The organism is Nocardia concava NBRC 100430, assembly GCF_000308815.1.
Lineage (GTDB): Bacteria > Actinomycetota > Actinomycetes > Mycobacteriales > Mycobacteriaceae > Nocardia > Nocardia concava.
Genome location: NZ_BAFX01000120.1, coordinates 26,522 through 39,890, shown reverse-complemented (window position 1 = coordinate 39,890; position 13,369 = coordinate 26,522). Strand labels below are relative to the sequence as shown.

11 protein-coding genes and 1 tRNA gene are annotated in these 13,369 nt (G+C 69.1%); 9 read left to right on the top strand and 3 right to left on the bottom strand.

Annotated features, from left to right (window positions below):
- The first annotated feature begins 154 nt into the window (after window positions 1–154).
- From ON43_RS27865 to ON43_RS27850, 5 genes are all read left to right on the top strand, one after another.
- A complete protein-coding gene (locus tag ON43_RS27865) occupies window positions 155–1,918 on the top strand; it encodes an ABC transporter family substrate-binding protein (RefSeq protein WP_245568779.1) in 1,764 nt (587 codons plus the stop codon).
- Window positions 1,915–2,796 carry an N-acetyl-1-D-myo-inositol-2-amino-2-deoxy-alpha-D-glucopyranoside deacetylase gene (mshB, locus tag ON43_RS27860; RefSeq protein ID WP_174416503.1) on the top strand — a complete coding sequence of 294 codons (882 nt, stop codon included), beginning with the start codon at window positions 1,915–1,917 and terminating at the stop codon, window positions 2,794–2,796. Before ON43_RS27865 ends, mshB begins: the two co-directional genes overlap by 4 nt.
- Window positions 2,797–2,806: 10 nt before the next feature.
- A complete protein-coding gene (locus ON43_RS45625; protein WP_167333469.1) occupies window positions 2,807–2,965 on the top strand; it encodes a hypothetical protein in 159 nt (52 codons plus the stop codon).
- Entirely contained in the window at window positions 2,962–3,456 is a 495-nt protein-coding gene (locus tag ON43_RS27855) for a hypothetical protein (protein WP_051179356.1), read from the top strand. Before ON43_RS45625 ends, ON43_RS27855 begins: the two co-directional genes overlap by 4 nt.
- A gap of 104 nt (window positions 3,457–3,560) precedes the next feature.
- Window positions 3,561–4,865 carry an FAD-binding oxidoreductase gene (locus ON43_RS27850; protein ID WP_040812196.1) on the top strand — a complete coding sequence of 435 codons (1,305 nt, stop codon included), beginning with the start codon at window positions 3,561–3,563 and terminating at the stop codon, window positions 4,863–4,865.
- 10 nt (window positions 4,866–4,875) lie between these two features.
- Here ON43_RS27850 and ON43_RS27845 read toward each other — a convergent pair whose 3' ends face one another.
- From ON43_RS27845 to ON43_RS27835, 3 genes are all read right to left on the bottom strand, one after another.
- Window positions 4,876–6,435 (bottom strand): PH domain-containing protein, encoded by a 1,560-nt coding sequence (locus ON43_RS27845; protein ID WP_083913782.1) that lies wholly within the window; start codon window positions 6,433–6,435, stop codon window positions 4,876–4,878.
- A 116-nt stretch (window positions 6,436–6,551) separates the two neighbouring features.
- Complete coding sequence (locus ON43_RS27840; RefSeq protein WP_040812255.1) at window positions 6,552–7,058, bottom strand: PH domain-containing protein; 507 nt, start codon at window positions 7,056–7,058, stop codon at window positions 6,552–6,554.
- A gap of 121 nt (window positions 7,059–7,179) precedes the next feature.
- Complete coding sequence (locus ON43_RS27835; protein ID WP_245568778.1) at window positions 7,180–8,652, bottom strand: hypothetical protein; 1,473 nt, start codon at window positions 8,650–8,652, stop codon at window positions 7,180–7,182.
- Window positions 8,653–8,826: 174 nt separating this feature from the next.
- Here ON43_RS27835 and ON43_RS27830 point away from each other — a divergent pair, with 174 nt between their 5' ends.
- From ON43_RS27830 to ON43_RS27815, 4 genes are all read left to right on the top strand, one after another.
- Window positions 8,827–11,430, top strand: coding sequence for a bifunctional FO biosynthesis protein CofGH (locus ON43_RS27830; RefSeq protein WP_040812195.1), 2,604 nt, complete (start codon window positions 8,827–8,829; stop codon window positions 11,428–11,430).
- A 162-nt stretch (window positions 11,431–11,592) separates the two neighbouring features.
- Window positions 11,593–11,916 carry a ferredoxin gene (gene fdxA, locus ON43_RS27825; protein ID WP_040812194.1) on the top strand — a complete coding sequence of 108 codons (324 nt, stop codon included), beginning with the start codon at window positions 11,593–11,595 and terminating at the stop codon, window positions 11,914–11,916.
- An 8-nt stretch (window positions 11,917–11,924) separates the two neighbouring features.
- Window positions 11,925–13,031 (top strand): succinyldiaminopimelate transaminase, encoded by a 1,107-nt coding sequence (gene dapC / locus ON43_RS27820; protein ID WP_040812193.1) that lies wholly within the window; start codon window positions 11,925–11,927, stop codon window positions 13,029–13,031.
- A 69-nt stretch (window positions 13,032–13,100) separates the two neighbouring features.
- Window positions 13,101–13,174, top strand: a tRNA-Asp gene (locus ON43_RS27815).
- Window positions 13,175–13,369: the final 195 nt, after the last annotated feature.

The following is a 13,369-nucleotide window of genomic DNA, read 5'->3' as shown; positions in this document are numbered from 1 at the left end:
CGGGGGCTTCGCCCCTGAAACCCCAGCCGCCCACCCGGGTCAGCCCGGGTGGGCGGTCCAGTATCTGTCGGCGGTCCCGCATCGACGGGCCTTGCCGAGGCGGCCGTGCGTCGGTGGCCGGGTGGCGTGAAGGGGATCCAGTAGAGTGCCGAACGTGAGAACGGGGGCGCGGAGGCGCGCGTCGTGGCGCGCGGTGCTGGTTTTGGTGGCGGCCCTGCTGGGAGTCGCGACCGGCTGCACCGCGAACCCGCCGCCGCCCATCGAATCCACGGACAGTCCGAAGACGCAGCCCGCCAAGCCCGGGAAGAACTCGGTGGTGGTGGCCGTCGACGACATCGGGATCGGGTTCAATCCGCACCTGCGCTCGCAGCAGTCGCCCGCGACCGCCGCGGTGGCGTCTATGGTGCTGCCGAGCCCGTTCCGGGCGAGCCCGACGCCGGGCGTTCCCGGCGGCACCGATTGGAATCTGGATCCGGCGCTCATGGTGTCGGCGGATGTGACGGCGCAGGAGCCGTTCACCATCACCTACCAGATCAAAAACGAGGCGTCCTGGTCCGATGGTGCGCCCATCGCGGCCGAGGACTTCAAATACCTGTGGCAGCAGATGATCACGCAGCCCGGCGCGGTGGATCCCGCGGGCTACCGGCTCATCTCGGATGTCAGCTCGTCGGCGGGCGGCAAGACCGTCACCGTCACCATGACCGAGCCGTATCCGGCTTGGCGGCAACTGTTCTCGGATCTGCTGCCGCAGCATCTGGTGAAGGACTCCGGTTTCGAGCAGGGGCTCGTCGACACCATCCGGATCTCCGGCGGCCAGTTCCGCATCAAGCAGGCCGATCGCGGCCGCGAGGAGATCCTGCTCGAACGCAATGACCGGTATTGGGGTCAGCCCGCGGTGCCGGATCAGATCCTGTTGCGCCGCGGCGGAACCGCCGCGCAGGTCGCCGAATCGCTGCGCACCGCGGACGCGCAGATGGCGCTGGTGCACGGCGGGGTGGCCTTGCAGGCGCAGCTGGGCGCGATCCCCTCGGTGCGCACGGCCATGATGGCGCAGGCCCGCGAGATGCAGCTGGTGCTCAACGGCCGCAGTGGCGATCTCGCCGATGTGCGGGTGCGCCGCGCGCTGCTGGGGCTGCTGGATCCGGTGCTGCTGGCCACCGTCGGCGCGCAGACGGGCAGCTGGGTGGAGCCGGTGCGGGCGCAGGTGCTCGCGCCGTCGGATCCCGGGTACGCCGTGACCGCGCCGCCGCGGTTGAGCCCGGAGGAGGCGTTCGGGCTGCTGGCCGAGGCCGGATTCGCCCGCGCCGCGGAGACTCCCGCCGCGCAGTCGGCGACTTCGCCCGCGCCGCAACCGCGTCCGCTGGCCAAGAACGGGAAGTCGCTGACCGTGCGCCTGGGGGCGGTGGAGAGCGACACCACCTCGCAGGCGGTGGCGAATACCGCCGCCGACCAATTGCGCAGTGCCGGAATCGATGTGATCGTGCGCAGCGTGTCGGCCTCCACGCTGTACAGCAAGGAGTTGACCGACGGCAGCATCGACGCCGTGGTCGGCTGGGAGCGCACCGGCGGGGATCCGGCGACCGTGCTGGCCTCCCGCTACGGGTGCGCGCCGCTGCCGCTGCCCGGTGACGGCAATGATTCGACCGTGGTGGACGGCGCGAAGAAGTCACCCTCCAATCTGTCCGGAGTCTGCGATCCGACGCTGCAGCCCGCCATCGACACCGCCCTGCGCGGTATCGATGTGGGCAAGGTGATCGCCGAGTCCGAACCCAAACTGTGGGAGCTGTCGACGGTGCTGCCGATCGTGCAGGACACGCAGGTGGCCGCGGCCGGTCCGCGGGTGGACGGGGCCTCGCTGAGCGGCGCCATCCAGACCGGCATCTTCGGTGATGCCGCCAACTGGCGGAGGCTGCCGTGACCGACACGCACGGCCTGCTGCTGGTGCACGCGCATCCCGACGACGAGTCCATCACCACCGGCGGCACCATCGCCCACTACCGCAAGCGCGGCATTCCGGTGACCGTGGTGACCTGCACGCTCGGCGAGGAGGGCGAGGTCATCGGGGACGAGTACGCGCACCTGGTTGCCGGACAGGCCGATCAGCTGGGCGGCTACCGGATCCTCGAATTGACCAGGGCCCTGGCCGCTCTGGACGCGGGCGCACCGCACTTCCTGGGCGGCGCGGGCCGCTGGCGCGACTCCGGCATGGCCGGGACGCCGTCGGCGCGCAATCCCCGCGCCTTCGTCAACTCCGGCACCGCCGCCGTGGACGCGCTGGTGCAGGTGATCCTGGAACTGCGCCCGCGCGTGGTGATCGGCTACGACCCGCGCGGCGGCTACGGACACCCGGATCACATTCGCGCGCACGAGATCACGATGGCCGCCATCGACACCGCCTCCGACTGGGGATGGATCGTCCCCAAGGTCTATTGGACGGTCACCGACGGCGCGGTGCTGGCCATGCACACCGAGGCGCTCAAGCGCCGCACCGTGGATCAGCTGCCGGGTGCGCTGCCGCGCGGCTGGCGGCTGCCGCACGAGGGCGAATTGGCCTGTGTCCCCGCCGAATCCGTGACCACCACACTGGACGTGTCCGATGTGCTGGCCGCCAAGCGGGCCGCGCTGCGGGCGCACGCCACCCAGGTGACGGTGGCCCCGTCGGGCCGGGAATTCTCGCTCTCCAATGACATTGCCCAGCCGGTACTGCCGGAAGAGCACTACATTTTGGTGCGCGGTGAGCGCGGCCCGCTCGGCCCCGACGGCCGTGAACACGATCTCTTCGCCGGGCTGGAATGAGGACTGAGCCATGTACAACTGGGATTTGCAGAATGCGATAGCGGCTTTCGTCGAGAGCCAGCGCCCGTACTTCGAATGGCAGCACGAGCTGTACCTGTCGGTGCTGTACGGGTTCGTGGACATGCAGAGTCACCTGCTGACGCTGCTCGGATTCCCGCCGGTGCCGTGACGGCCGCCGTCGGCGCCCGGACGGGCGATGCCATAGCCGAGAACGAACCGGTGCGCACCGTGCTCAATGCGGTGATCGCCGGGCTGCTGCTGATCGACGCCGTGATCACGCTCGGGCTCGAGGTGCTGTTCCTGCCGCTCTACGCCGGGCAGGCGCATCTGCCGGAGTTGTCGCCGGTGATGGCCGCGCCGCTGGCCTCGACCACCACCGAGGGCGCGATCGCGCTGCCGTTCACGGCGCTGGCGGCCGCGGTGATCAATGTGCTGCTGGTGATGGGCATGGGTGTTGTGACACAGCGGATTCCGATGATGGCGTCGCCGATCCTGGTGTGGACGGTCGGATTCCTGATCTGCGCCGGGTTCAGCCCGAGCGGCTACGCGCTGCTCATGGGCGACTGGCCGACCATGCTGCTGCTCATCTGCGGTCTGCTGCCCTCGGGCATGTACCTGTACTACCGGGCCACCGCCCGGCTGGCCACCACTGGCGCGTGATCGAGCTCACAGGCTAGGCGTTTCTCGGCGGAGTCACACTCCGCCGTTCCCTCTCGTCATCTTCATGAACGCGATAACAGCGAGGACGAGCAAGGGGAAAGACGATGGGATTCGACGAACTGCGCAACACTGTCCGCGGCCGCGTATTGACCGCGGGCGACACCGATTTCGAGCAGGCCGCCCGGCCGTGGAGCATTGCGGTCACGCAGCCCGTGGCGGTGGTGGTCGAGGCCGCCGACGTCGACGATGTGGCGGCCGTGGTGCGGTACGCGCGCGGCGCGGGCATCCCGGTGGTCACCCAGCCGACCGGGCACGGCGCGACCGGCGGGGTGGAGAACGCGATTCTGCTGCGCACCGGTGCGTTGAACCGGATCGAGATCGACCCGGCTGCCCGGGTGGCGCGGGTCGGCGCGGGCGCGCAGTGGGGACGGGTGCAGGCCGCGGCGGCCGAGCACGGGCTCACCGGGCTCGCCGGCAGTAATCCGGTGGTCGGCGTGACCGGGTACACGCTGGGCGGCGGTGCGGGCTGGTTCGGCCGCAAGCACGGCTGGGCCTCGAATGCGGTGCGCGCCTTCGAGATCGTGGATGCCGAGGGTCACCCGGCCCGGGTGACCGCGGACAGCGATCCGGATCTGTTCTGGGCACTGTCCGGTGGTGGCGGCGACTTCGCCGTGGTGACCGGCCTCGAAGTCGAGCTGTTCGATGCGCCCGGCCTGTACGGCGGCCGGATCATGTGGCCCGCCGAGCGCCTGCACGAAGTGTGGGATGCCTTCCGCACCTTGACCTCTCAGGCGCCCGACGAGCTGTCGGTGTGGTTCCAGCGGTTCCAGTTCCCGCAGGCCCCGGAGATGGTGGCCCTGGATGTCGCCTACCTCGGTGACCCGGAAGCGGGCCGGGACCTGGTCTCCGTGCTCGACGGTATCGAAGGCGCGGTCTCCGATACCCGGGCCGCCATGTCGGTGGCCGCACTCGGGACCATCACCTCCGAGCCGACCGACCCCAGCCCGTCCATCGGCCGCACCGAACTGCTGACCGAGCTGACCCCGGAGGCGGAGAAGATCATTCTCGGCGAATCCGTTGCGCCACTGGTCAATATCCAGGTCCGCCACCTCGGCGGCGTCCTGTCCCGGGCCACCGGCGGCGCCCGCGAGGCGATGCCGGAGCAGTACCTGATCTACCTGCTCGGCCTCGGGCTCCCGCAACTGCGCGACGCCGTGAACGCCAAGATCGACGCCCTGGTGGGCCAGTTCGGTGCCCAGATCACCGGCCGGAAGCCCTTCACCTTCCTGGCCCCGGGCGAATCCGCGGCCGCCGCCTTCGACGCCACGACCATCGACCGCCTCCGCGCGATCAAGCGAGACCGCGACCCGCAGAACGTGATTCGCTCCAACTACCCCGTTCTCGGCTGACGCCGTACCGCTATCGGCCGGTGCCGAGCTGTCCCGGAGTGACCGCCTCGATCAAGGCCCACGCCTGATCGAGGGGCAGGTCGATGACGTGGTACCGCTTCTTGCCCGCGGCGGAGGCGGCCACGACCGTGGCCACGCCCGCGCGGCGCTGGAAGAAGCTCTGTCGGACGGTCCAGCCGATGACGCCCGGCGCTTCCAAGCAGTCGCGATCGCGGTCCAGCGACCCGCTGCGAGTGATCAGCCAGGCGGGATTGCCGTTCGCGGCGGGCAGCACGGCGTGGCCGAGACCGCGATAGCGATCCCACGCCAACGCCGCCGCGATCGGCACGGCGATGGCCAGGACTATCCAGAGCCAGAGTGGAATATCCACTCCGGCAAGGGATATCGCGAGCAAGGCGGCCGCGACCACCGCGAGCGGGCCCATGGCGCGGGTATACCGGCGGCGACGGGCTACCGGGCCGTGGGGAACCAGCGCGGCGGTCACGGGCAGCGGGGCAGGGATCTCCTCCGTCATCCCGGCATGCTTTTGGCCGGGATCCACAGCGGTGTGGTGGATTCCGGCCAAAAGCGCGCCGGAATGACGGGGTGGGGTATCGCCGAGGAGGTGGGCCAGGGTCCGATCCACGGCGGCGCGGGGTGCCTGGGGCAGGATCTTCTGGCGGGGGCTGGTGCCGACCATGATGGCTTCGAGTTCGGCGGCACCGGCCAGGCGCAACATGAGCGGCTCGTTGACGGTCGCGCCGCGGAGGCGGGCGAGGTCGAGAGTTGTTTGGCGGGTGGTGAACAGGCCGTGGCGGATGGTCAGGGTTTTGCCGTCGTCGTGGACGTTGAGGCCGAACCAGGTCATCAGGTAGCGGGCGCAGGCGGCGAGGCTGACCACCACCACGAGGATGACGATCAGAAGGGCGATCACGCCCGCGATGACAGTCGCGCCGCGGTGACCGACATCCTGGAGGGTGCCGGACTTCAGGAAGATCTGGGCGAAGCCGTACTGGAAGGCCAGACCCACGACCGGTGCGACAATCGCGAAGCCGGTCAAGGACAGTGGGGCGTAGCGCACCCAATCCGGTTGCCAGTGCGCGATTTCCACGGCGGGATCGGCGGGCGCTGTGTCGACAGCAGTGCCGTCGGTCGTAATCGCCGGGGAGTCAACCGGTTCCGCGGCCGCGCGGGTGTGGGCCAGGAGCGCGAGGCGCAGTTCCGGGACCAGCTTGGCATCCAGCGAATCCAGCTTGAACTGGTCCTTCTTCTCCGCGTCCTGCCCGGTGCCGATGGACAGCACCGCCAGCCCGAGCGCCCGGTGCAGCAGGTCGGCCTGCACGTCCACCGAGCGAACCCGATTGCGCGGCACCGAGAGTCGCTTGCGCTGGATCAGTCCGGTGCGCAGTTCCACGTTCTCGGGGGTGATCCGATAGGTGGTGGTGAACCAGCGGGTGAGCGCGAAACCCACGATGATCGCCACCACGGCCAGCGACCACATGGGGTTGTCGGCGCTGGCCCCCGCGACCAGCGTGGCGATCAGGACCGGGATGTATCGGATGAGCTCGGTGACCGGGTGGACCAGCAGCATGCGCTTGTCGAGCCGCTGCCAGCTGTCGGCGGCGGACCCGATCGGCCCGGGCAGCGGCGCGAGCACTTCCGTCGGGTACGTGTCCGAGAACGCCTCGGGATCGGGATTCGACTGGGTCACGTGGCATCCCCCCGATGCTGCGCGGCGATGGCGGTCAACTGCGCGACGGTGTCGCGGGCGTCGGCCAGCGCCAGCGCGCTGATGTGCACCGCCCCGGCCGAGGAGGCGGTGGTGACGGTGACGGTGGCCAGCCCCAGCAGCCGTTCGAGGGGTCCCCGGTAGGTGTCCACGGTCTGCACCCGGGTGATCGGCGCGACCCGGCTCTCCTGGGTGAACCAGCCGGTGCGGGTGTACACGGCCTCGTCGGTGATCTCCCAGCGGTGCACCGCGTAGCGCCACAGCGGGATCACCGCGACGCTGAATACCGCTGCCAGCAGCACGATTCCGAGCACCAGGCCCTGGATGCCGCGTCGATGCGAGTCGAACAGCGCCCAGATCCCCACCCCCAGCACCGGCACCACCCAGGACAGCGCGGCGCTGAGCGCCCACAGCAGTTTGGCGCGCGGGCTGGGACGCCGCGACGGGTCGGCCAGGATGCCGCCTGCGGCGGGAGGCTGGGACATGCTGCCCATGCTTGCATGAATCCGACCGCCCTTCCCGTCATCCCGGCATGCTTTTGGCCGGGATCCACTACTGCGGGCGGTGGATTCCGGCCAAAAGCGCGCCGGAATGACGAGGCGTTCGCTACTTCGGCGTGATCCGGTACAGCCCGGTCGTGGTGCCCTGGTACTGGATTCGGCCGGGCGCGATGGTGCCCACCATTTCCAGGGTGTCGTTGACCATGGTCGCGCCTATGAACTGCTCGGTATCGAGGTGACCCGTAGCGGCGTCGATGACCGCGAAGCTGTAGTTGTCGGTGATCGCCGCACTCCCGCTGCCGAGGCCACCGCTGCCACTGGCACTACCGCTGCCGAGCAGCGAATGCCGCGTGAAGGTGTAGATCTTGCCGTCCGCCACGGACAGTCGCGGCACCGCCGAGGACGGCACATTGTTCGTCCACACCACCGTGCACCCGGACCCCGTCACATCGATCCGCGTCATGCCGCCCGAGATCGGCGCGCTGGCGGGCTGACTGGGCCCGGCGTTCGGCGGCAGCGCCGGGTACGGGTAGCCGTAGGTGCTGGCCACGAACACGCTGTTGCCCGATCCGATGGGCGAGTTCTCGGTGCCGTCGATGGCGGGCACCGAGCAGATCTGATGTCCGGTGGCCGTGTCGAAGACGAGCAGGTTCTCCTTGGTCGCCGCATTGTCGGTGATGGCGAGGTACTCGGTGCCGTCACTCGGCCCGAAGAAGGTCGGTGTCGCGCCGGTGCCCCAGCTCAATTGGCCGGGCTTGCGGGCCGGTCCGCGATCGTAGGCCTGCCGCCACACGATCCGCGGATTGCCGCTGCCGTCCACGTTCAGCAGATACAGCGCGTGGTCGGTGGCCACCGCCATGCCCTGCGGCGCGGTCGCGATGGAGTTGGCGACGTTCTCGCCGGGCGCGAGCACGATCGAGCGCGCGGTCCCATCGGTGCCCACGAATCCCGCGGCCGCGCCGTCGGTCGCGAACCACACCTGGCCCTGGTAGTCGGGCGACACCGAGCTGACCGCGTCGCAGTCACCGCCGCCGCAGTGCCCGGTGACCGCCTGTGTCACATCGGTTTTCGAGGCGATCGACAGCGACCACGACCCGTCGGAGCCGCGCTGGTGCCCGATGCGCAGCAGATTGCCGGACCCGTCGACGGTGACCATCCGGTCCTGATTGTCGAGGTAGGCATACACCCCGCCGAGCAGGCTGCCCTTGGTGAGATCGAGCCGGGCGAGGGTGTTGCCGTTGTTCGGATCCAGCAGCAACACTTCCGGCGCGCGGTCGGTGACCTTGGTGCACAGCGCCTGCGGGAGTCCGTCCGCGCCCTGCAGGATGGTCGGGCAGGCCGCCGCCTGTTCGTGGAAGTCGGCGTGCACGCCGCCGGTGCCGACGCCGGGCAGCGGCGTGGTGTCGGAGGCCTCGGCGTCGCCGTGCATGGTCGCGGTGCCGGTCGGGCCCAGATACGGGTTGGCCGGCGGCACCGGCCCGAAGGCGTGGGCGGTGCTGGTGGCGACGGTCAGCAGGGCGGCGGCGCCCAGCCCGGCGACAACGGTGGCGCGGCGGATTTTCGCGAGCACGAAGGTCACTTCCTCTTCTCCGGCGAAGCGGTCGAACCGGCAGGCTATTTCACCGCCACTGAAATCTGAACAGTTGATCTCAGTGAGTACGAATACTCGTATCACCGGCCCGGAATAACGGCCGGGGGACACGGGTTTGCCCGTTCCATGGCACCCGAGTCGGATAAGTCGGATGGATGGCGCATGATCGATGGCGTGACGGATCTTGCGAACCCGAGCCTGCCGCCGAACCCCCCGAGCGACTCGGCCATGCGCCGGGCGCTGCGCCGGGCCCGGGACGGCGCGACGCTCAACCTCGACGAAGCCGTGGTGCTGCTGCACGCGCGCGGCGCGAATCTCGAGGATCTGACCGCCTCGGCGGCACGGGTGCGCGACGCGGGTCTGCGCGAGACCGGGTACGCGGGGGAGACCCTCCCGATCACCTACTCGCGCAAGGTGTTCATCCCCATCACCCACCTGTGTCGCGACAAGTGCCACTACTGCACCTTCGTCACCGTGCCCGGCAAGCTGCGCGCCCAGGGCAAGGGCATGTACATGGAGCCCGACGAGATTCTCGAGGTCGCCCGCCAGGGCGCCGAACTGGGCTGCAAGGAAGCGCTTTTCACCCTCGGCGACCGCCCGGAGGAGCGCTGGCCCGAGGCCCGGCAGTGGCTCGACGAGCGCGGCTACGACTCCACCCTGGATTACGTGCGCGCCATGGCGATTCGCGTGCTGGAGGAGACGGGCCTGCTGCCGCACCTGAATCCGGGCGTGATGACCTGGGAGGAGCTCTCCCGACTCAAGCCGGTGGCCCCGTCCATGGGCATGATGCTGGAGACCACCTCCACCCGGCTGTTCACCGAACCCGGTCAGGCGCACTACGGTTCGCCGGACAAGGATCCGGCCGTGCGGCTGCGCGCGCTCACCGACGCCGGTCGCCTCTCGGTGCCGTTCACCACCGGCATCCTGGTGGGCATCGGCGAGAACCTCACCGAGCGCGCCGAGTCCATCCTGGCGATCCGCAAGGCGCACAAGGCGTTCGGGCACGTGCAGGAAGTCATCGTGCAGAACTTCCTGGCCAAGCAGAACACCGCCATGCGCGACACCCCGGACGCCGATCTGGAGGAATTCCGGGCCACCATCGCGGTGGCCCGACTGCTGCTGGGGCCGAAGATGCGCATCCAGGCCCCGCCGAATCTGGTGTCGCTGGACGAATGCCGGGCGCTCATCGCGGCGGGCATCGACGACTGGGGCGGGGTGTCCCCGCTGACCCCCGACCACGTGAATCCGGAACGGCCGTGGCCGAATCTGGAGACCCTCGCGCAGGTCACGGCGGACGCCGGTTACGTGCTCACCGAGCGCATCACCGCGCACCCGAAGTACGTGCTGGCCGGGCATCCGTGGATCGATCCGCGCGTCTCCAAACACGTTGCCGCGCTGTCGGATCCGAAGACCGGCCTGGCCGCCGACGTGAAGCCTTCCGGCCTGCCCTGGCAGGAGCCGGACCACGACTGGGAATCGGTCGGCCGCATCGATCTCAACACCGCCATCGACAGCGAGGGCCGCCTCACCGAATCCCGCAGCGACTCCGGCATTGCCGATGATTCGCTGGGTGCCTTCGGTGACTGGGAGTCCATTCGCGAGCAGGTGCACGAACTGGCCGCCGCCGCGCCCGAGCGCTTCGACGCCGACGTGATGGCCGCCCTGCGCGCCGCCGAGAAGGACCCGGCCGGACTGTCCGACGATCAGTACCTGGCCCTGGCCACCGCCGACGGCCCGGCACTGGAGGCCGTCACCGCGCTGGCCGACCAGCTGCGCCGCGACGCCGTGGGCGATGACGTCACCTACATCGTCAACCGGAACATCAACTTCACCAATATCTGCTACACCGGCTGCCGCTTCTGCGCGTTCGCGCAGCGCAAGGGCGATGCCGACGCCTTCAGCCTGAGCCCGTCCGAGGTCGCCGACCGCGCCTGGGAGGCATGGGTCGAGGGCGCGACCGAGATCTGCATGCAGGGCGGCATCGATCCGGAACTGCCGGTCACCGGGTACGCGGATCTGGTGCGCGCCATCAAGGCCCGCATCCCCGAGATGCACGTGCACGCGTTCAGCCCCATGGAGATCGTGAACGGCGCCTCGCGCGGCGGCCAGTCCGTGCACGACTGGCTCTCGGCGCTGAAAGAGGCCGGGCTGGACTCGATTCCGGGCACCGCCGCGGAGATCCTCGACGACGAGGTGCGCTGGGTGCTGACCAAGGGCAAGCTGCCCGCCTCGGCCTGGGTGGATGTCATCACCACCGCGCACAAGGTGGGCATCCGCTCCAGCTCGACCATGATGTACGGGCACGTGGACAACCCGAAGCACTGGGTCGGCCACCTCCGGGTGCTGCGCGGAATCCAGGACGAGACGGGCGGTTTCACCGAATTCGTGCTGCTCCCGTTCGTGCACCAGAGCGCCCCGCTCTACCTGGCCGGCGCCTCCCGCCCCGGCCCGACCGTGCGCGACAACCGCGCCGCGCACGCCCTCGCGCGCATCATGTTGCACGGCCGTATCGAGAATATTCAGACCAGCTGGGTGAAACTTGGTATCAAGGGAACCCAGTTGATGCTCAATGGTGGAGCCAACGACCTCGGTGGCACGCTCATGGAGGAGACCATTTCCCGCATGGCCGGTTCCGAGCACGGATCCGCCAAGACGGTCGAGGAACTGACGGAGATCGCGTCGGGCATCGGCCGCCCGGTCAGGCAGCGCACCACCACCTATGGTGTGCCGCCGCACCGCTCGCCCGTCGCCTCACTACTGGGGTAAGTGGGTCGGATCGAGGCTATGGCTCGATCGACCTCGGGGTCGGCCGCAGCGTGGCGGCTCGAAGTTAGGGCAGGCTTGGCAAGAGTAATGTTGGCTGGCCGGGATAGGGTTTTCGCCGGGCGGAGTTCATCCCGCATGTGAGGACAGACTAGGAGAGCGGCAGTGCCGTACATCATCGCTGAACCGTGCGTTGACGTGAAGGACAAGGCGTGCATCGAAGAATGCCCCGTGGACTGCATCTACGAGGGCGGCCGCATGCTGTACATCCAACCGGACGAGTGCGTGGACTGTGGTGCGTGTGAACCGGTCTGCCCGGTGGAAGCCATCTTCTACGAAGACGACACCCCGGATCAGTGGGCCGGTTACGTGAACGCGAACGTCGACTTCTTCGACGACCTGGGCTCCCCGGGCGGCGCCACCAAGGTGGGCAAGGTCGACTACGACCCGCCATTCATCGCCGCGCTACCGCCGATGGCCAGCGAGTAGGACGAGATTTGACCGCGCGTGGCCGGGTCAGCGCTCTGCTACCCGATTTCCCCTGGGACACCATCGCTTCCGTGAAGGCGAAGGCCGCTTCGCATCCGGACGGCATCGTCGACCTCTCGGTCGGGACACCGGTCGATCCGGTGGATCCGCTGATCCGCGAGGCACTCTCGTCGGTGGCGGAGGTGCCCGGGTACCCGACCACGCACGGCACGCCCGAATTGCGCGAGGCCGTGGTGTCGGCGCTGAAGCGGCGATTCGGGATCACCGGGATCGACCCGGCCGCGGTGCTGCCCGCCATCGGCACCAAGGAGCTGATCGCGGGACTGCCGCGGCTGCTCGGCCTGGGCGCCGAGGATCTGGTGGTCATCCCGGAGGTGGCGTACCCGACCTACGAAGTGGGCGCGCTGCTCTCGGGCTCGCGCTACGTGCGCGCCGACGGGACGGCACAGCTCGGGCCGGAGCAGCCCGCGCTGATCTTCCTCAACTCGCCGTCCAACCCGACCGGCAAGGTGCTCGGCGTCGACCACCTGCGCAAGGTGGTGCAGTTCGCCCGCGAGCGCGGTGCGATCCTCGCCTCCGACGAGTGCTACCTGGGCCTGGCCTGGGAGGGCCGCGCGGTCTCCATCCTCGATCCCGAGGTGTGCGACGGCGACCACACCGGCCTGCTGGCCATCCACTCGCTGTCCAAGACCTCGAATCTGGCGAGCTACCGGGCCGGTTTCGTGACCGGTGACCCGGCGCTGATCGCCGAACTGCTCGAGGTCCGCAAGCACTCCGGCATGATGCTGCCGTACCCGATCCAGGCGGCCATGACCGCGGCCCTCGGTGATGACGCGCACGAGGTCCAGCAAAAGGACCGCTACCGGGCGCGACGCGCGGTGCTGCGAGATGCGTTGCAGCGCGCCGGATTCCGGATCGATCATTCCGAGGCCGGTCTGTACCTGTGGTCGACGCGCGGCGAGCCGTGCCGCACCACCCTGGATTGGCTGGCCGAGCGCGGCATCCTGGCGGCGCCGGGCGAGTTCTACGGGCCGCAGGGGAATCAGCATGTGCGCATTGCCCTTACCGCCTCCGACGAGCGCATCGCGGCGGCCGCGGATCGTCTGACCAGCTGATTTCCCGTTACCGCGGGGCGCGTGATACCGTCTACGACGTTGCAAGGCCCAGTGGCTGAGCAGTTGCAAGGCCCTGTGGCGCAGTTGGTTAGCGCGCCGCCCTGTCACGGCGGAGGTCGCGGGTTCGAGTCCCGTCAGGGTCGCCTCCTAAGTCTGAAGCCCTCATTCGAGGGCTTTTTTCTTTTTCCGGGGTCTTCCGGTGGTCCTCCGATCTCGATCTTTCCCGAAACTGACCCGTAGGTTCTTCACACCGCCTATAACAGGTTCTCATCGCAACTCGATGAGGAGTCTTTCAGTGCGTGGTCTGTCTTACGAAACCCCCGGTAAGAGTGTCTTCG

Excerpts from the sequence above, each read along its gene's own strand:
- ON43_RS45625 (WP_167333469.1), top strand. The coding sequence starts at position 2,807 with ATGTACAACTGGGATTTGCAGAATGCGATAGCGGCTTTCGTCGAGAGC.
- ON43_RS27850 (WP_040812196.1), top strand. The coding sequence starts at position 3,561 with ATGGGATTCGACGAACTGCGCAACACTGTCCGCGGCCGCGTATTGACC.
- ON43_RS27845 (WP_083913782.1), bottom strand. The coding sequence starts at position 6,435 with ATGCTGCTGGTCCACCCGGTCACCGAGCTCATCCGATACATCCCGGTC.
- ON43_RS27840 (WP_040812255.1), bottom strand. The coding sequence starts at position 7,058 with ATGTCCCAGCCTCCCGCCGCAGGCGGCATCCTGGCCGACCCGTCGCGG.
- ON43_RS27830 (WP_040812195.1), top strand. The coding sequence starts at position 8,827 with ATGATCGATGGCGTGACGGATCTTGCGAACCCGAGCCTGCCGCCGAAC.